The organism is Pseudoalteromonas sp. HL-AS2, assembly GCF_031198805.1.
Classification (GTDB): domain Bacteria; phylum Pseudomonadota; class Gammaproteobacteria; order Enterobacterales; family Alteromonadaceae; genus Pseudoalteromonas; species Pseudoalteromonas nigrifaciens.
In genome coordinates this window covers 2,364,342-2,383,025 of the sequence record NZ_CP133571.1, presented here as the reverse complement: position 1 = coordinate 2,383,025, position 18,684 = coordinate 2,364,342, and the positions used below count along the sequence as shown (strand labels likewise).

The following is an 18,684-nucleotide window of genomic DNA, read 5'->3' as shown; positions in this document are numbered from 1 at the left end:
TCATTACGAGCCTTTTTTTATGTTTGCTGATTAGTATTTAGCAGCTTGGCCTTCTTTAGGTAATGCCGCTTTTATAAATTCACGTAAGTCAGTATTAGAGCTCTCTAAATCCGCATGGCGTAAGTACATCATATGTCCGCTTCTGTAGCCTTTAAAGCTTAAGCGGTCTTGCATTTTGCCACTTGGATCTAACTGCCATAACGTATATTTAGCATCAAAGTAGTTAGTTGCACCGTCATAATAACCCGATTGAATCATTACCTTTAAATACGGGTTTTGCGCCATAGCTAAACGCAAGTTTTCGCCGGTGTTATTACCGCTTCTATCCCATGGGTGCACATTACCAAACAGGTTATATTTAATATCTGTTTTATAATTTAGCTCTTCACGTAAGTAATGATTAATAGCGGGTGTGAAAGAGTGTAACCACGACGTGAGTTCTGCCCAGTAATCAGGCGACTCGCCCGCATCGCGTTTATCAATACCTAAATAACGCGAGTCTAAGCGTCCTACCATTTGGCCGCGGTCACGTAATAGCTCTTTCCAAAAAAACTGCGTTGGAATATCTAAGTTATTTTGCTCTACAAAGGTTTCAGAAAGCCCAGCATATTGCGCCATTTTTTTAATTATGCGGCGCTTTTCATCATCTGCAATAAAGCCGCCTTTAGCCAGTGCGGGGATCAGTTCGTTAATTGTAAACTGCTCAACTTCAGGCAGTAACTCGTCTAGGTCTTTAGCTTGTAAGTTGGCATTTAATGCTTTGTGATACCAAGCTGTAGCGGCAAAGTAAGGCAGGCGGTTAGCTGCTTTAATTGGGCCGTCGCGCTTAATGCCAATATCGGTTGGTGAAACCAATACTACGCCGTTAATGTACATCCATTGGCTATTTTGCAGTTCATGGGCAAGGCCCGATACACGTGTTGTACCGTAGCTTTCGCCAATTAAAAACTTAGGAGAGCGCCAGCGCTCGTTTCTGTTTACAAAGGTATTGAGCCACTCAGCGAGGTACTTAATATCGGCTTTTACGCCAAAAAACTGCTCTTTTTGTTCAGCTTTAGAGAGTAATTTACCGTCTTTATCTTCAACTACGCGAGAGTAGCCGGTGTTTACCGGATTTACATATACAATATCGGCAATGTCGAGCACTGAGTAAGGGTTGTCTTTAACCCCATATGGTTGAATAGGGTAGCCTTCATCATCAATTTTTAATACGCGAGGGCCAGTATAAGCAAGGTGCATCCAAACCGATGCCGAGCCAGGGCCGCCATTAAACGAAATAAGCAAAGGGCGCTTTGCTCTGTCATCTACCTTATCGCGGGTGTAGTAAGTATATTGCAAGGTTGCTATAGCATCGCCTTTGTCATCCCAAACAGGTTGCGTACCGGTTGCAACCGTATATGAAAAGCGCTGATTATTAATTTTTGCTTTGTGCTCAGTAACCACTTTGCTGTCGATATCAATACGACGCTGGTTATTATCGGCAAAGGAGGCACTACTAAGTATTAAGGCAATGGCGGCAATAGGTAAAAAAATACTTTGGCTAAACTTCATGAATGACCCTTTTTTATTGTTAATGTTCTATTAAAAGAAATATTCAGTAAAAAAACAAAAGTATTGAGACTAGTTGCCGATAATAGTGGTTGAGTAAATAGAATGTGTAAAAACTTAGCTTTTAACGCTTTGTATCGCTCTTTATTTCGATCGTAATGAAAGTAATGTATATTCGCATCTATTTATAAATAGCAGCTTAAATAAGTGAGATTTACTTTAAAAAAATAGTGGCAAACCGACAGGGTGTGTAATTTGCTTTTTAATAAATTTAAAATCTCATTAAAGGCTTTAAATTTATGATGAACACATGGTTATAAAACAAGTAATCAAATTAGAAGTAAAGAGAAGCCCTATGCAAAGACTGTTGATAGTTGAAGATAGTAAAGTAGTACAACAAGTCCTTCGCCATATATCTGCACAGTATCTTGATGTTGCCATTGATTTTGCTTGGTCTTTATCTGAGTGTAAAGAGTTTGTAAGTAAGCACAGCTATACATTAGCCTTAGTTGATTTAACGCTCCCCGACGCACCAAATGGTGAGGTGGCCAAATATACCTTATTAAAAGGTATTCCTACTGTGGTGCTTACTTCTAAGATGGATGAGTACAAGCGCCTGCAAATGTTAGAATTAGGCGTAATTGATTATGTGATAAAAGATAACCGTGACTCATATAATTACGCTATAAAATTAGTTGCACAGCTGTTGCGTAACCAAGGCTGTAAAGCATTAATAGCCGACGACTCGGTTTTAAGTCGTACTTTAATGAAGCAAATGCTAGAAAAACAATTATTTGCAGTCAGTGAGGCGCACGATGGACGCCAAGCATTAGATATGCTCAAAAACGATGCTGAAATTAAATTACTCATGACAGACTATGCAATGCCAACAATGGATGGTTTTGAATTAGTTAAAGCGGTGAGAAACTTTAGAGGCCGTGATGACTTAGCAATTATTGGGTTATCAGGCGCGAGTAAGCATGGTTTATCGGCGCGATTTATTAAATATGGTGCTAATGATTTTTTAACTAAACCTTTTATGAATGAAGAGTTTCATTGTCGTGTATTGCAAACCATGGAGCAGTTATCGTTAATTGCAGACATTAAAGAAAGTGCTTTTCGAGATCATCTTACCGGGCTTTATAATCGTCGTTACTTTTATCAGTATGCTGAAAAACTACTCAAAAATAAAAATCAGAAAAATAGCTTAGTGTTACTCGATATAGATTTTTTTAAAGCAATAAACGATGAATTTGGGCATGACGGCGGCGATCAGGCACTTAAACAAGTGAGTAATTTAATCCGTACTTCATTTTCTAACAGTACAGTGGCACGTATTGGCGGTGAAGAGTTTGCAATTATATTAACGCAAGTAGAAGTTGAACAAGCCGAGAAGTGTTTAAATTTATTTATACAAAAGTTCGCAAGTTACGACTTTACTATCAGTGATAAAACCTTATCAATAACAGCAAGTATAGGCCTAGCCGAATTTCAAAATACCAGTTTAACCGCTGCTATGCGTGTTGCCGATAGAGCTTTGTATCAAGCTAAGGAGCAAGGGCGCAATTGTGTGGTTTTAAATAGTACTTTGCAGCTAGCAGAGGTTACAGCTATACGTTGAGTTAAATACACACGCACCAATCAAGTATTATATATAAAAAAACGCACCTAATTGGTGCGTTTTTTTGTTTTAAATATAAAATATTTTTATAAGTTATTGTTTTTTATTGCCATATATAAATGGCATAAAGCTTGGATTGTATTAACTAAGAAAAACAATAACGTGTCCTAAGGGGACTAAAATGAAAATGATTAGTGCAATCATAAAGCCATTTAAATTAGATGAAGTGCGTACAGCACTCGCTGATTTAGGCATAGAAGGGATGACAGTTGTTGATGTAAAAGGCTTTGGTCGACAACGTGGTCATACCGAATTGTATCGTGGGGCTGAATACCAAGTTGATTTTATTCCTAAAGTTAAACTCGAAATTGCCACTCGTACTGAAAACTGCCAACGCGTAGTTGACTCAATTACGCAAGTTGCAGGCACCGGAAAAATAGGTGACGGTAAGATTTTTGTGTACGACCTAGATCAAATTGTTCGTATTCGTACGGGCGAACTTGATGAAGATGCACTTTAAGGGGGATTTATGGAAAGTACACTGATAGAACTAAAGTTTTCGCTCGACACCTTTTATTTTTTAATTTGTGGCATATTAGTAATGTGGATGGCCGCAGGGTTTGCCATGCTAGAAGCGGGTTTAGTACGCTCAAAAAACACCACAGAAATATTAACTAAAAATATCGCCTTGTATTCAATTGCATGCACCATGTTTTTACTCGTTGGTTACAATATTATGTATGTAGGGAATACCGAGGGAGGCATCATTCCTTCATTTGGTGGCTTAATTGGTACACAAGCCGCTGATGCTGATCACTCTCTAGAATCTGATTTTTTCTTTCAAGTTGTTTTTGTTGCCACGGCTATGTCTATTGTCTCGGGTGCGGTGGCTGAGCGCATGAAGTTGTGGGCATTTTTGGTGTTTACCTTGGTGTTAACTGGGCTTATATATCCTATTGAGGGTTACTGGACTTGGGGCTCTGGGTTTTTATCGGCAATGGGTTTTGTTGACTTTGCTGGCTCAGCAATAGTGCATGCAACCGGCGCATCAGCGGCATTAGCTGGCGTATTATTACTGGGTGCACGTAAAGGTAAATATGGTAAAAATGGCGAAATATACCCAATTCCGGGGTCAAACTTGCCTTTGGCAACGTTAGGTACGTTTATTTTATGGATGGGCTGGTTTGGTTTTAACGGCGGCTCGCAGCTACTAATATCAGATGCAGAAAACGCGACTGCTGTAGGCAAAATTTTATTAAACACCAATGCTGCTGCTGCAATGGGGGCTGTTTCAGCACTATTTGTTTGTAAAGCATTATGGGGTAAAGCCGATTTAACTATGGTATTAAATGGCGCGTTAGCTGGGCTGGTTGTGATTACCGCCGATCCGCTTTCACCTTCACCATTGATGGCGTGTTTATTAGGGTTATTAGGCGGCTCATTAGTGGTATTTAGTATTGTTATACTTGATAAGGCAAAAATAGACGACCCAGTTGGCGCTATTTCTGTGCATGGCGTATGTGGAGTACTTGGTATTATGCTAGTACCTGTGACAAACGCCGAGGCAAACTTGGTAACTCAGTTAATAGGCTTGTTGTGTATTATTGGTTTTGTGTTTATTTCTTCGCTGCTGGTGTGGGCAATCTTAAAGCATACTATGGGCATTAGGGTTACCGAAGAAGAAGAGCTAAACGGTATGGATCAACACGATTGTGGTATTGACGCCTACCCAGAATTTGTATCGGTTCGTAGTAATTAAATTTAAGTTATTGTGTGTTGTCCAAAGCGCTACTTAGGTAGCGCTTTTTTATTTCAGGGGAGGTTAACTTTAGTGCTGCTAAGATGGGTTGTTAATTTACCTTATAATGGTGAACTAGTAGGTGACTATGCTAAGCTCACATCCGTAAAATAAACCTTGGAATAAATTACATTTAAATGGCTGATAACAAAAAAACACCGACAGGTAAAACCCCCACAAAGCGCAGCGCTAAACCCTCTAAAAGTACACCGCGTAACGGCGCTAAAAAAAGTACAAAAAACAAATCATCAGTTGCTCAGCGATCTTTACTCAATAAACTATGGTCTATTCTTTGGAAACTTAGTTTAGCGACATTTATTGCTATGGCGTTTTATTTTATTTACCTCGATGCAAAAATAACTCGTCAATTTGAAGGTAATAAATGGCAGCTTCCTGCGCAAGTTTATGCACGCTCGATGGCGTTTTACCCCGGGCAGTTCTTATCAAGCCAAGAGGTTATTTGGGAGTTAGAGCGGCTAAACTACTCAGCCGTTAATAGGTTAAGTCATACAGGGCAATATGTTAAAACTGCCAACAGCATTAAAATATATCGTCGCGATTTTGAATTTTATGACGCGCTAGAACAGGCGCATATAATTGAACTGCGTTTTGCTGGGCAAAAAGTGGCTAGTATTAAAGACAAGTTTGGTCGGCGTTTAAACAACGCTAGGCTGGAGCCGGTGCAAATAGCGCGTATAGGTAACGACTCTAAACAAGACCGTGAATTTGTACCGCTGGATAAATTTCCGGCAATGCTAAAAGACACGCTTTTAGTGGTTGAAGATCGTAATTTTTATCAGCACCACGGCGTATCGGTATTTTCTATTTTACGTGCGTTGTACAGTAATATTCGTGCTGGGCGAACAGTTCAGGGCGGCAGTACGCTAACGCAACAACTGGCTAAAAATATTTACTTAACCCGAGAGCGCTCACTTACACGAAAAATAAACGAAGCGTTTATTGCGCTTATTTTAGATTACCGTTATTCAAAAGATCAAATACTTGAAGCGTATTTAAATGAAGTATATTTAGGGCAGTCTTATAACCAAGGTGTACATGGTATGGGCTTGGCTGCTGAATTTTACTTTTCTAAACCAGTAGATGAGCTAGAGTACGATCAAATAGCGCTGCTGGTGGCTATGGTAAAAGGGCCGTCTTATTACAATCCACGTCGTTACGAAGAGCGCACAATGGAACGTCGTGACTTAGTGCTGCGCTTAATGGTTGAAGACAAACTTTTGAGTACTAATGAATACCGCGCTGCATTAAAACGTCCTTTGAATATAGCGCCAATGAAAGCCAGTTTACAAAAATCGTACCCAGGTTATTTAGAACTAGTAAATCGTGAACTCAAGCAGTTATTGCCCGATCAAAATGTGTTAGATGCCGGTGTTCGTGTGTTTACCTATTTTGACTTGCAAAAACAAACGGCAATGGAAGAGTCGATTCAGGCAAGTTTGCCTTATTTAGAAAAACGCCCTAATACTCGCGCGCTTGAAGCGGCGATGATCTCAGTTAACGTAGAAAAAGGTGGCGTATCGGCATTAGTTTCTGGGCGCGATGTGCGTTATTCAGGCTTTAACCGAGTACTTGATACCAAACGTAATATTGGCTCATTAGTTAAGCCTGCGGTGTATTTAAGCGCGCTGCAGTTACCACATTATAACCTAGCCACTTTACTTGACGACTCACCGGTGCAAGTTACCAATGAGCAAGGTAAAGTATGGCAACCTGAAAACTACGATCGTCAATTTCGCGGAGCGATCCCGTTATACAAAGCTTTTAGTCGCAGTATAAATATACCTGCGGTAAATCTTGGCCTTGATGTAGGGGTAGATAAAGTTGCAAATACACTAAGAGGGTTAGGCGCGCAGGGAAGAATTAACGAATACCCATCGTTGTTATTGGGGGCACTTGAAATGTCTAGTTTTGAGGTAGCACAATTGTACACAACCATTGCTGCCGATGGCGAATATAGAAAGTTAACCGCTATTTCTGCGTTAACCGACTCAATAGGCAAAGTATTGTATAAGCATGAAGTGAAATCTGAGCCGCGTTTTGCTAAAGATGCCATGTACATGACAAAATACGCAATGAAACGAGTGACTAAAGATGGCACCGCAAAACGGTTAAACTTACACTTTCCGTCGATTCAACTTGCGGGTAAAACGGGCACTAGTAACGATTTACGCGATAGCTGGTTTGCCGGGTTTGATCAAAACACAGTGACCGTTGCTTGGCTAGGCCGAGATGATAACAAAAGTACCGGCTTAACCGGTAGTGTAGGGGCTTTAGAGACCTATATTCGTTATTTAAAACCGCTAAATCCCGAAGCGATAGCCGATACTCGTCCACCTTCAATTCGCTGGGCGTTTATTAACGAGCTAACGGGTAAACAAGCGCCACCAGGGTGCGGCAAAGTTATTCAGCTACCACTAAGAGCCAGTGAATTTGAACCAAGGCCGCAGTGTATTCGTTAAGCTGTTTTGAATAACTACAAGACATAAAAAAAGCCCGTTAGGGCTTTTTTTATTGGCTGAATAAAACTGATGTTTTACAGCTTAGCAAACGCGCGCTCTGCGGCTGCAATGGTATCTTTTATTTCTTGCTCGTTGTGCGCTGCACATACAAAGCCTGCTTCAAAAGCAGAGGGGGCTAAGTAAACACCTTCTTCAAGCATCAGGTGGAAAAAACGTTTAAAACGCTCTAAATCACACTCAGTAGCTTGTTTGTAAGTTGTTACTTTTTCAGCATCAGTAAAGAAAAAACCATACATGCCACCGGCGTAGTTAGTGGTTAATGCAATGCCTGCTTTTTTAGCACCGGCTTCAAAGCCTTCACAAATTGCTTTACTGGTTGCTTCTAGTTTTGCATGTAAACCTGGCTCGCTTAATAACTCTAGCGATTTTAAACCTGCAGCCATGGCAATTGGGTTACCCGACAATGTACCCGCCTGATAAACTGGGCCAACCGGTGCAATATAATCCATAATTTCGGTTTTGCCGCCAAAAGCGCCAACTGGCATGCCGCCGCCAATTACTTTACCTAAACAGGTTAAGTCTGGTTTTATATTGTAGTAGGCTTGTGCGCCGCCAAGTGCAACTCGAAACCCGGTCATTACTTCGTCAAAAATAAGTACCGATTTGTATTCGTCACAAACGTCGCGCAAACCTTCTAAAAATCCCGGAACCGGTGGAATACAGTTCATGTTACCAGCAACAGGTTCAACAATAATGCATGCAATTTCGTCGGCATATTTAGCAAAAATAGCTTTCACTTCATCTAAATTATTAAACGATACAGTAAGCGTATGTTTTGCAAAATCTTCAGGAATGCCCGGTGAATTAGGCACGCCCATAGTCAATGCGCCAGAGCCTGCTTTAACTAATAATGAGTCGGCATGGCCGTGGTAACAGCCTTCAAACTTAAGTATTTTATCGCGACCAGTAAAACCACGCGCTAAGCGAATAGCGCTCATGGTGGCTTCTGTGCCTGAGCTAACCATACGTACTTTTTCGATTGATGGTACTAGCTCTTTTACTTTTTCAGCCATTAAAATTTCGGCTTCGGTAGGCGCGCCATAACTTAGGCCGTTTTCTACCGCGTCGTGTACTGCTTGTTTAATTGCAGGGTGGTTATGGCCCATGATCATAGGGCCCCAAGAGCCAACATAATCGATATAGCGATTACCATCGGCGTCAAATGTAAACGCACCCTCAGCTTTAGTGATAAATAGCGGTGTGCCGCCTACACCATTAAAAGCACGTACTGGTGAATTTACGCCACCAGGAATAGAAGCTTGAGCGCGTGCAAATAAGTCTTGGCTAATTGTCATGAAAAATCCTATTGTTTTGTCACAAAAAAAGTGGGTTTAGCTATCGCGTTTGCGGCTAAACCAAGGTACGTCTACTTCATACTGCTCGACTTTGTTTTCTACGCCGAGGGTTAAAGCAAACAGTGCCATACGAATTAATACGCCATTTTGTACTTGGCGAAATATAGCTAAATTGTCATTTGCGTTTAAGTCGTTATCTAGCTCGTTGGCTTCTAGGCGACTATCGCGTGGTAGCGGGTGCATTAACACTGAATTAGGTTTGCAATGTGCAGTGTAAATTGATTGACTAATTCTAAACCCACCACGGTATTTGTTGGCTTCTTCTTGCGAAGGAAAGCGCTCTTCTTGAATACGCGTTTGATAAACTATGTCGGCAGCTAAGTTACCTTCCATTTTGTTTACCAATTCAATTTTATGACCTGCATTATCTACTGCATCTAATATATAGCTAGGCATTTGTAGACCATCGGGTGCAACCATCGAGAATTTCACGTTTTTATAGTGGCATAATAGTTTTGATAAAGAGTGCACAGTGCGACCATATTTTAAATCGCCTACTAGCGCAATGTGCATACCATCTATGTTTTGCTCAAAACGGTTAAGCTCACGCTCAATGGTTAATAAATCGAGCAGTGCTTGAGTGGGGTGCTCGTTAGGACCATCGCCACCATTAATCACAGGGATTGAGCAGCCTGTTGCAAATTCACTTACCGAACCTGCATCGGGGTGGCGCATAGCGACAGCATCGGCATACGCCGAAATAACACGGGCGGTGTCGTAAAGCGACTCGCCTTTAGCGAGCGCTGAGCTTTGCATGCCGGTTGTTTCGCGAACGAGTCCGCCGAGTAAGTTAAAAGCGGTGCCAAAGCTTACGCGTGTGCGTGTGCTAGGTTCAAAAAATAAGTTGGCTAAAATGGCACCTTCTAGCACGTTAGTACGCTTTTGTTTTTTAGCGTAGGGTTCCATTTTTTTAGCTACTGCAAATATACGTTCAATACAGTCTCTGTCGAGTTGATTAACTGAGAGTATATTTTCACCTTGGAAACTTAACATGGGGTTATTCCTACTTATTCAAAAAGGCGCGATAATCCTTAAAGGAGCACGCAATCGCGCATATTATAGCAAAGTTACTTAGCTAGTTGGCAGAGTAAATTACCTAGAAACATTTTATTATAAACTGGGTTTTATTACCGCCAGTGCTACTATTATTAATAGTGCTATAACGGGTAACTCATTAAAAATACGATAAAAACGGTCACTTTTAGTGTTACGGTCATGTTTAAAATCAGCTAAAAGCTTAAAACAGTAACCATGGTATAGGTATAAAATAATTACTAGCACTAGTTTATAATGCAACCACATGCTGTACTTAAACCAATCGCGGCCATATTCAACTATAGTGAGTACACCAAATACCGCGGTTAACACGGCAAACGGAGTGACAAAAAAAAGCAGCCTACGTTCCATTACTTTAAGCATAGAGTTGCATGCCCTTTCTTCGCTCATAGCGTGGTACACAAATAACCGTGGTAAGTAAAAAATACCGGCAAACCAGGCAATCATAAAAAATATATGCAAGGTTTTGTAAATTAATAATGCGCTCATATTACCCTCATTTTAATTAAAGTAAGCTGTTACGAATGGTTAAAATATGATGGATTTGATCCCAACGTAATAATCCCATAATTTGTTGATTATCTAATAAGTTATATACATACAATGCGCCACTGCGCTTATCATTTAATAGCTCAAACGCATCAGCTAAAGTGGCTTGGCTGCTAATACCGGCCAAACTAATATAGCTAAGGTTAGTTGCTTGATCCGACATTAAGCTCAAGTCATATTCAGCCAATCGGTAACCATTTTCTTCATCGAATACAATTAATGGGGTTTGGCTGTCCATCGCATCAAGGGTGTTTTTTATTTGCTGTTTATCGTCGGAGTAAAGCAACTTAAAGTCTTCATCCATTTCATCCATTCCCCCTACTTTTTGTAGTGCCTCAGTAGCGGGAGATACCTGGTAAGGTAACTCTTGAAAATCCAGCTGTTGTAAAAATATCGAGCGATTACCAAACACTTGCAGCGCGGTAACATAAGCGGTGGTAATAACTATCATTGCAGGCACTATTATTTCTGGAGACGAAGTGAGCTCCATCACTGTGGTTAAAGCCGCAAGCGGTGCATGCAGCGTTGCTGCTAATAATCCTGCCATGCCAAGTACACCATAAGTGCCTGCTATATCTGTACCTGGGCTAATAAACTGGGCAAAAAAGGCCATTAAAGTACCAATTAAAACCCCCAGCCCTATAACCGGTCCAATTAAACCACCGGGAATACCCAAACCTATCGCAAATAATGTGGCGAGTAACTTAGCAATTAAAATAGTAGTTAATAATTGCATGTCTTCAGGGGATTCAACCGCAATAGTAATTGCACTCATACCCGACCCCATAGCTTGGGGGACGGTATACGCAATTAAGCTGGCAATACAGCCAGCAATAAGTAAGCGAGGAAACATGCTAAGTGGTTTAAACGTTTTAATAATTAACATTAAGTTTTGATTAAAACTATAGGCTATTGCGCCCAGCGCCATGCCACACAATATTAAGTACGGGTAATGCCAGCCACTTAGCGGTGCAATGCTTATAAGTGCTAACTCTGAGCCTTCGCCAAATACAAATTGGGTTGCTAAAGCGCCAGTAACAGCTGCAAGCATAATTGGCACAAATATATGTACTTTGTATTCTCGAAGTACTACTTCCATTACAAAAATAACCGCTGCTAACGGCGTGTTAAACGAGGCGGCAATACCAGCTGCAATGCCACAGCCACTAAGGGTACGCATGGCATTATGAGGTAAGTGCAGTTTAGTTGCTAAGATACTTGCCCCAGTTGCACCTAAATGCACCGAAGGTCCTTCGCGCCCCACCGAAAAGCCGCTGATGAGAGCCAGTGCACCACCAACAAATTGGTTTAGGGTGTTATATATTGGCATTTGCCCGTAATGGCGTTTAATACGATGAATTACAAACGGAATACCCAAGCGATAATGTTTAAAGCCAGTAAAAGCCGCAAAAAGCGCAATTAAGAGTGCCGCAATAAGGGGCATTAATACGCGTTCTAAAGTGGGGAGGGTGGTAAAGTCGTCGGGAGTTTCTAAAAATATACTTTGAAAAAAAAGAATCGTTAAGCGAAATAAAATAATAAAAAATGCAGCTATTAATCCGGCACTTACGCCTAATAAGCATAATTGTACGGATGTTTTAGGTTTGGCTAATCGACGCCTGAGTTGCTCAAGCCACATGCTTTATTTCCCCGCAGCATTTTTCAGCGGTCATTTTAGCAAAAGCCACTCGCTAAGTCGTTGTGATTTTGTAAAATAATTACATTTATAGAAAAGTTAACGTTAAAATACGCAAATAAGCGATGCTGGACTCAATATTTAGGTTTAGTTTGCTACTAACAGCAGCGAGTGCCTGCAACCTTTATTTTACTATACTTGATTAAAACACTCGGGTATTAGATAATCACGGCATTACGATATTGAGGGTTTTAAAATGTCTGAAGAATTACCAATTAAGTTCACTGACGCGGCAGCCGATCGTGTTAAACAGTTAATCGATGAAGAAGAAAATCCAGAACTTAAATTACGCGTATATGTAACGGGTGGTGGTTGTTCTGGTTTTCAGTACGGTTTTACCTTTGATGAAAAGGCCAATCCAGGTGATTTAGAAATCGTCAAAAATGGCGTGATGCTGGTGGTTGATCCGATGAGTTTACAATATTTAGTAGACGGTGAAGTTGATTACACTGAAGGATTAGAAGGCGCACGCTTTTTTGTAACTAATCCTCATGCAACTACAACCTGTGGCTGTGGTTCAAGCTTTACTATTTAACAAGGGTCTGTTGATCTTTTAAGGTTAAATTTGCAGCAGTCTGTTTGGTGTTTAGGCAAGGCAGAGCCTATGTGGTGTGGTTATTCCCCATAAATAGGCGATAACGTAGCATCAATGCCAAACAGGCGCTGCCCGAAGGGTTCTGCCTAGGGGCAATTAACTCTTTGTTGCTCGGTTTTTACTTAGCCCACTAGGTTACAAACCTAGCGCCGCGATTAAATTTCCCCTAGTTGGAACAAATATTAACCCGCAAAGGTCAACAAACCCTGGGTAAACAATAAAATATTAAAGCCGCTTTTGCGGCTTTTTTAATGCCTAAAATTCGCTAGGAGTGAATTCGGTTATTTGCATCATTAATATAAAAAAGCCAAGTACAAAAGTAGAAAACGCGAGTATATATACAAAGCCTCTTTTGCCTTTTTTAATAGGCACACCATGGTGGCGAAGAAAAAAACACCAGCCTAAGCACAGTATAATAGGAAGTAAAAAAAGTAGCCTGAACATTATTTAGCCTTTTAGGGTGCTCGTTATTGATTAAGCATAAACATGTAACACTAAAATGGAACAAAATTGTTACAAATATTTATTAATGGTTTAAGCTATCTATTCAGGCTTGGTAAATATATATTCATTATTTAACCTGTGCCGAATGTAATTAGCCATTTTACCAATGAGTTAATAGTATACAATATATAAGAATGAGACGGGCAAAATTTCATTCACCACCACAATAAGTAAGTATTATTTATAGCGTTTTTTAGCTCACAATGAGTAATTAGTAATTAGTAAAGCTGAGTTGCAATCAATGCCCAATTAGGCTGTTGTGCAGTGTACTCACTGAGCGCTATTAATAAATTGCATCAATTAGTATTTACACCGCATTAAGTAGGAGATGTACATGATGGGTAAAACAGTTTCATCAGAAGAAAATGCAAAACTGACCAAATGGCTTAAAAGTAAACGTCATGACAAAGGGCATACAATGCGTAGTTTAGCGCAGTTATTAGGCACACCACATTCGTTTATTGGCAAAATTGAAAACCAAGAGCGCCGCTTAGATGTAATTGAATTTGTGCGCTACTGTAATGCACTCGAAGTTGATCCGCATGAGGCATTAAACTTACTTAAAGTTGATTAATAGCCGCAAGTTACTTGGCATATTTTAATGCACCTTTAAATATGCCAAGTAAATAATTTATTTTAAGTATTGAGTTTAAGTATTTTGGTGATAATTACGCTCTAGCTGATACAGTTTATGACGAATTAAGTATAAAAATATCAACGATGGCAACACCATTAATGCCGTAAGAATAAAAAATAGCGACCAGTTACCCGCTAGCCAATCATCTATTACTACCCCACTGTAACTCGACAGTAAAGTACGCCCTAAATTACCCAGCGACGCAAGCAACGCATAATGTGTTGCACTAAATGCTCTATCGCATAGCATAGATATAAATGCCACCATAGCTACTAGCGACCATGCCTGAGTAAAACCATCAACCACAATAGCCATGGCGTATAAATGCTCTTGTGGGCCGGCAAGTGCAATCCAAGAAAACATTAAATTAGATGCCGCCATTGCCACACCACTAATAAATAAGCCTTTAACAATGCCGTATTTATGATTAAAAATACTGCCTAAAAAGGCAAATACGATGGTAATTAATCCGGTGCCTAGCTTAGAGTAATTGGCTATTTGGGTATTACTAAAGCCAACCTCTTTATAAAATACAATCGACATGCGAGCTAAAAACGCTTCGCCAATTTTAAATAAGAAAATAAATGCAAGCAGTGCCAACGCGGTTTTAACGCCATTTTTAGCAAAAAAGGTTTTAAACGGATCAACCACAGTAACTGCAAGCCAAGCGAGTGTTTTAGTTAATGGTGTTTGCTTGCTGGCGGCAAGTTTTTCAAGGTATACCCGCTCAAGCTCAGCGTGCACTGCTTCGCGGTTTGATTCGGGTTCTTTTGCCCAAAATACACAGCTCATTAGTAGCAGCATTATGGCGGATAAAAAGTAGTATACTTGCGGCCAATCTATCGAAGGTATATCGGCCATATAAAACGGAATGGCCCCAAGTAGCGCATAACCCGACCACCAACCCGAGGTTGCCATGGCAGCGGCGGCGGTCGCTTTGTGAGATTCATTTTCGCCCAGGGCGTCTATTCTAAAAGCGTCAATAGCAATATCTTGAGTGGCAGAGGCTATGGCTATTAATAAACAAAGTGCGGCGACGAGCGCTAAATTGGCTTTTAAATCAAGCCCTGCTAATAGCAGTGTGCCAAGTAAAATAAAGCTTTGGCAAAACAGTATCCAGCTTCGGCGTTGGCCTAACCATTTGTATAAAAAGGGTAGTTTGGTACGATCAATTAACGGCGACCATAAAAAGTTAATGCTGTAAGCGCCAAACACAATGCCAAATAAGCCAATCATACTGCGGCTTAAGCCTTCGTCTTTTAGCCATGCCGACATTACAGAGCCAATCAGCACCCATGGAAAACCACTACTCATACCAAATATAAAAATATTGATAAGGCGTTTGTCTTTAAAATAAGAAAAATATTCGCGAATAGAGAGTGTTTTGCTCATAGGGCCTTCATTGGCTTTAACACAGAGCAGCTAGGCTGCTCTTTTAATAGTTACAGGGGAACTTGTTCAAGTAATTTAATATTTAAAATAACTACAGGCTCTTTGGGTACAAAGTCGTAGCCAATTTTTTCGTTAAATCCGGTTTTTACCGCCATAATTTTATCTAGCGTGTCGTAGCCGTCCATTACATTGCCAAATACCGCAAACCCCCATTCTCTGCCAGGGTTTAAATGGTCGTTATCGTCCATATTAAAAAAGAATTGGCGCGTTCCTGAATGAGGTTGGCGGTCTTGATACGCCATAGCTATGCTATACATATCGTTTTTTAAGCCATTACCGCTTTCGTTAAAAATAGGATCGTTTTCGTGTAGTCCATCGTAGTCTTTATCGTAGCCGCCACCTTGAATAACAAAGTCGCGGTCGTTTTCTACATCACGCTCAATACGATGAAACACACTGCCTTGATAGCTTTTATCCATTACGTAGGTTAAAAAGTTATTTGCAGTAATGGGGGCTTTAGAGCGGTCAAGCTCAATCACTATGCTACCCAATGAAGTGACTATTTCAACACGCGGAAAAATATTATCTTTTTGTACAAAACGGCCTTCTTGAGCAGCAAGCGTAGTGGTACTAAAGAATAGGCTTAAGCAGATTAAAAAAAGTCGTTTCATTGTTAACCTTCTAAAAATTCTATTAATTCAGGGTCAGATACAATGCGGGTAATAATTTGTTCAGTCAACTTATTAAGCTGACCTTCTATTTTTGCTCTGTCGTGCCCCAGCGGCCCTGCTAAGTTAGCATTGCCTCGGTATACTTTGCTAAAGTTACTGGTAGCGCGAATAACCCGCACGCCAAACTCTATAGAAGCTGCGCTGGTGTGGCTCATTAGTTTTTCGGTAACAACTGCTTGCAAAGCATGAATATCTACTTCAAAGCGCACCGTGGCTAAGTTAGAAATGCTGGCACCGTTACGACTTAGGGCGCTGTCGAGCGCACTTTTTACTGAGGCTGTAATACCATGGCTGGCAAAAGTTTTGGTTTTGTCAGACTCTATAAGTTTTAAGGTGGCAGTATCGCCTCTTAAATCAATTACACTGGTACTTAAGCTGCTGTTGATTGAACTTATTTGCCCATTTTTATAAACAGGATTAAGTATTATCTGATTTGGCTGATTACTACATGCAGGCAGTGCCAAAAACACCAACCAAGGTAAAAGGTATTTTATAATTTGCATTTATAACATTCCGGTATTTTTTGTGGCACTAAGTACAACAAACTTTTTGTTAGAACCTAGTAGCTTGCAGTTACCAAACATACGGTTTAGTTTGTCGTGGTAATCTAAATGACGGTTACCAATAATACGCAATTCGCCACCTTCTTTTAAAGTATCTTTTGCTTCTTTAAACATTTGCCATGCAATGTGGTCGGTAACCGCTTGAGCTTGATGAAATGGCGGGTTACATAGCACCATATCAACACTGTCGCGCTCAAATCCCGATAAACAGTCATTTTCAACAAATGAACATTGCTCATATTTAGCTTCCATATTGAGCTCTACATTCAAGCGTGCCGATTCAACGGCCATATACGACTCATCAACAAAAGTAATATTTGCATTTGGGCAACGCGATAATGCCATTAAACCCACTACGCCATTACCACAGCCTAAATCAATAATGCTTTTAGCTTTATTGGTTTCTGGTAAGTAGTTAAAAAAGAACCGTGCGCCAATATCTAATGAATCACGCGAAAACACATTTGCATGGTTACTAATAGTAAAGTCAGTGCCTTCAAGTGGCCAATTTACCGGAAAATCAGCGGCTTTATACCCACCTTGTGCGTGGCTTATAATTAAGCGTGACTTTTTAACCGCTAAACTTGTTTTTGTTTCGCCAATAAACTGCTCAAACGCTTTAATTGTTGAATTATGCACATCTTTTGTTTTTGCCGCGGCAATAACAGGCGTTCCGGGTGCAAGCACTTCGCTAAGCTCAGACAGTTGATACTGTAAAAAGCCTAATGTGCGTGGTACTTTAATAAGTACCAAATCAACTTGTTCAGGTAAAGCCGATAAACTATCGAGCTGGCTAAAGGTAATAGCAGGTATTTTATTCTCTGCTAAGTTATAAGCTGCTGCTTGGTGGCTAATATAAGAGTCGTTTACTGAACAAACCGTTAATTGCTTGTGGCTAAAATAACAAGAAAGCGCGCCAAAACTATCATTTAAAATCAGCAAAGAGCGACAATCAGGATGATGTTCGCTAACATAGTCGATTAAATATTCGTCGGCTGAATCCCAAGCTTGTAAGCTGCGGTTTTTTTGATCCAAAGGAAAGCGTTCAAGAGTAAAGGTTTTATCGCCGAGCTGTGCTTGCATGGTCATAATAGTTTAGTGATCAGTAATCAAATGATAGGTAAATTCTAACATGCAACGGCCAAACGCCAACCCCCAACTGTTACCAAATGGCTTTTCTTATCAAAGTAGGGCGCTTAGTGCACAAAAAAGCCTCGATTTATTCTACTATTTACAGCAAAACCTGTGTTGGCAGCAGCCTAATGTTACGGTTTACAATAAAACGGGGCCAATTCCTCGGCTGCAGTGTTTTATCAGTGAAAACAATATTGAGTATGGTTATTCTCACAGTAAGTTAATAGTAGAGCCTTGGCCTGATGTTTTACTGGCGATGCGCAAACGTTTAGAGCGGCATTTAAACCAGCCATTAAATTCACTATTAGTAAATTATTACCGCGATGGTAACGATACTATGGGGTGGCATAGCGACGATGAAGCAGAGCTTGGCCATCAACCTACTATTGTTTGTATATCGCTTGGGGCTGAGCGAGTATTAAAACTAAAACACAAAGCTAGCAATAAAGTTACTAATTTAAAGCTACATAGCGGCAGCTGTTTAATTATGAGTGGCAATAGTCAGCGCGACTATCAACACGCTATTGCTAAGCAAACTACCTTGGCTCATCCGCGAATAAGTTTAACCTTTCGCTTGATAAAGCGTTAGCCATTAGGCTTAGCAAGTTGCTATAGTGGGCTTATAAATAAGTAACAATAATGGTTTATGTCATGCAGCAACAAATTCAACAAAAAATCAGCGATGCAATTGCCTGTAAGCATTTAAATGTAATTAACGAAAGCCATATGCACAGTGCTGGCAGCGACTCGCATTTTAAAGTGATAGTGGTTAGCGAAGAGTTTGCTGGTAAGCGCTTATTACAGCGCCATCGCGAAATTAATGAAATTTTAAAAGATGAATTAGCCAATCATATTCATGCACTGGCTATTCATACTTATACGCCAGATGAGTTTGCTGAACATAATGGTGAAGCGCCTGATTCACCCAATTGTATGGGTGGCTCTAAGTCAGCTTAAACAATTAA

Annotated in this window: 18 protein-coding genes; 8 read left to right on the top strand and 10 right to left on the bottom strand. The window is 40.4% G+C overall.

Annotation, left to right across the window (positions count from 1 at the left end):
• Window positions 1-30: 30 nt before the first annotated feature.
• A complete protein-coding gene (locus RB215_RS11080; RefSeq protein WP_309216390.1) occupies window positions 31-1,551 on the bottom strand; it encodes a carboxypeptidase in 1,521 nt (506 codons plus the stop codon).
• Window positions 1,552-1,903: 352 nt separating this feature from the next.
• On the opposite strand from RB215_RS11080, the gene RB215_RS11075 reads away from it, so the two are divergent.
• The 4 genes from RB215_RS11075 to mrcB all read left to right on the top strand — a co-directional run bounded on the left by RB215_RS11075 (window position 1,904) and on the right by mrcB (window position 7,447).
• A complete protein-coding gene (locus RB215_RS11075) occupies window positions 1,904-3,169 on the top strand; it encodes a diguanylate cyclase (protein ID WP_011328916.1) in 1,266 nt (421 codons plus the stop codon).
• A gap of 181 nt (window positions 3,170-3,350) precedes the next feature.
• A complete protein-coding gene (locus tag RB215_RS11070) occupies window positions 3,351-3,689 on the top strand; it encodes a P-II family nitrogen regulator (protein ID WP_309216389.1) in 339 nt (112 codons plus the stop codon).
• 9 nt (window positions 3,690-3,698) lie between these two features.
• Window positions 3,699-4,928 (top strand): ammonium transporter, encoded by a 1,230-nt coding sequence (locus RB215_RS11065; protein WP_011328914.1) that lies wholly within the window; start codon window positions 3,699-3,701, stop codon window positions 4,926-4,928.
• A gap of 176 nt (window positions 4,929-5,104) precedes the next feature.
• Complete coding sequence (gene mrcB / locus RB215_RS11060) at window positions 5,105-7,447, top strand: penicillin-binding protein 1B (RefSeq protein WP_309216388.1); 2,343 nt, start codon at window positions 5,105-5,107, stop codon at window positions 7,445-7,447.
• Window positions 7,448-7,521: 74 nt separating this feature from the next.
• Here the strand turns inward: mrcB and hemL are convergent, their stop codons facing one another.
• From hemL to RB215_RS11040, 4 genes are all read right to left on the bottom strand, one after another.
• The gene (gene hemL, locus RB215_RS11055; RefSeq protein WP_011328912.1) at window positions 7,522-8,802 is read right to left on the bottom strand and encodes a glutamate-1-semialdehyde 2,1-aminomutase; all 1,281 of its coding nucleotides are present in this window, start codon (window positions 8,800-8,802) and stop codon (window positions 7,522-7,524) included.
• A gap of 36 nt (window positions 8,803-8,838) precedes the next feature.
• Window positions 8,839-9,855 carry an aspartate carbamoyltransferase gene (locus tag RB215_RS11050; RefSeq protein WP_011328911.1) on the bottom strand — a complete coding sequence of 339 codons (1,017 nt, stop codon included), beginning with the start codon at window positions 9,853-9,855 and terminating at the stop codon, window positions 8,839-8,841.
• 117 nt (window positions 9,856-9,972) lie between these two features.
• A complete protein-coding gene (locus RB215_RS11045; protein WP_011328910.1) occupies window positions 9,973-10,407 on the bottom strand; it encodes a CopD family protein in 435 nt (144 codons plus the stop codon).
• Between the two features lie 16 nt (window positions 10,408-10,423).
• Window positions 10,424-12,106: a chloride channel protein gene (locus tag RB215_RS11040; protein ID WP_309216387.1), complete on the bottom strand. Its 1,683-nt coding sequence runs from the start codon at window positions 12,104-12,106 to the stop codon at window positions 10,424-10,426.
• A 253-nt stretch (window positions 12,107-12,359) separates the two neighbouring features.
• Between RB215_RS11040 and erpA the strand changes: the two genes are divergently transcribed.
• Window positions 12,360-12,698, top strand: coding sequence for an iron-sulfur cluster insertion protein ErpA (gene erpA / locus RB215_RS11035; protein WP_011328908.1), 339 nt, complete (start codon window positions 12,360-12,362; stop codon window positions 12,696-12,698).
• A 315-nt stretch (window positions 12,699-13,013) separates the two neighbouring features.
• On the opposite strand, the gene RB215_RS11030 is transcribed toward erpA, so the two are convergent.
• Window positions 13,014-13,202 carry a hypothetical protein gene (locus RB215_RS11030; RefSeq protein ID WP_011328907.1) on the bottom strand — a complete coding sequence of 63 codons (189 nt, stop codon included), beginning with the start codon at window positions 13,200-13,202 and terminating at the stop codon, window positions 13,014-13,016.
• A 394-nt stretch (window positions 13,203-13,596) separates the two neighbouring features.
• Here RB215_RS11030 and RB215_RS11025 point away from each other — a divergent pair, with 394 nt between their 5' ends.
• Window positions 13,597-13,836, top strand: coding sequence for a helix-turn-helix domain-containing protein (locus RB215_RS11025; RefSeq protein WP_011328906.1), 240 nt, complete (start codon window positions 13,597-13,599; stop codon window positions 13,834-13,836).
• Between the two features lie 75 nt (window positions 13,837-13,911).
• Here the strand turns inward: RB215_RS11025 and RB215_RS11020 are convergent, their stop codons facing one another.
• The 4 genes from RB215_RS11020 to RB215_RS11005 are packed head-to-tail and all read right to left on the bottom strand — an operon-like array spanning window position 13,912 to window position 17,674.
• The gene (locus tag RB215_RS11020) at window positions 13,912-15,291 is read right to left on the bottom strand and encodes an MFS transporter (protein WP_011328905.1); all 1,380 of its coding nucleotides are present in this window, start codon (window positions 15,289-15,291) and stop codon (window positions 13,912-13,914) included.
• Between the two features lie 50 nt (window positions 15,292-15,341).
• Window positions 15,342-15,962, bottom strand: a complete 621-nt coding sequence (locus RB215_RS11015) for a peptidylprolyl isomerase (RefSeq protein WP_011328904.1) — start codon at window positions 15,960-15,962, stop codon at window positions 15,342-15,344.
• A 2-nt stretch (window positions 15,963-15,964) separates the two neighbouring features.
• On the bottom strand, window positions 15,965-16,525 hold the full coding sequence (locus RB215_RS11010) for a YajG family lipoprotein (RefSeq protein WP_011328903.1): 561 nt from the start codon (window positions 16,523-16,525) through the stop codon (window positions 15,965-15,967).
• Window positions 16,526-17,674, bottom strand: a complete 1,149-nt coding sequence (locus tag RB215_RS11005; protein ID WP_011328902.1) for a methyltransferase — start codon at window positions 17,672-17,674, stop codon at window positions 16,526-16,528.
• 43 nt (window positions 17,675-17,717) lie between these two features.
• Between RB215_RS11005 and RB215_RS11000 the strand changes: the two genes are divergently transcribed.
• Window positions 17,718-18,308 (top strand): alpha-ketoglutarate-dependent dioxygenase AlkB, encoded by a 591-nt coding sequence (locus RB215_RS11000; protein ID WP_011328901.1) that lies wholly within the window; start codon window positions 17,718-17,720, stop codon window positions 18,306-18,308.
• 62 nt (window positions 18,309-18,370) lie between these two features.
• Window positions 18,371-18,676: a BolA family transcriptional regulator gene (locus RB215_RS10995; protein ID WP_011328900.1), complete on the top strand. Its 306-nt coding sequence runs from the start codon at window positions 18,371-18,373 to the stop codon at window positions 18,674-18,676.
• The last annotated feature ends 8 nt before the right edge of the window (window positions 18,677-18,684 follow it).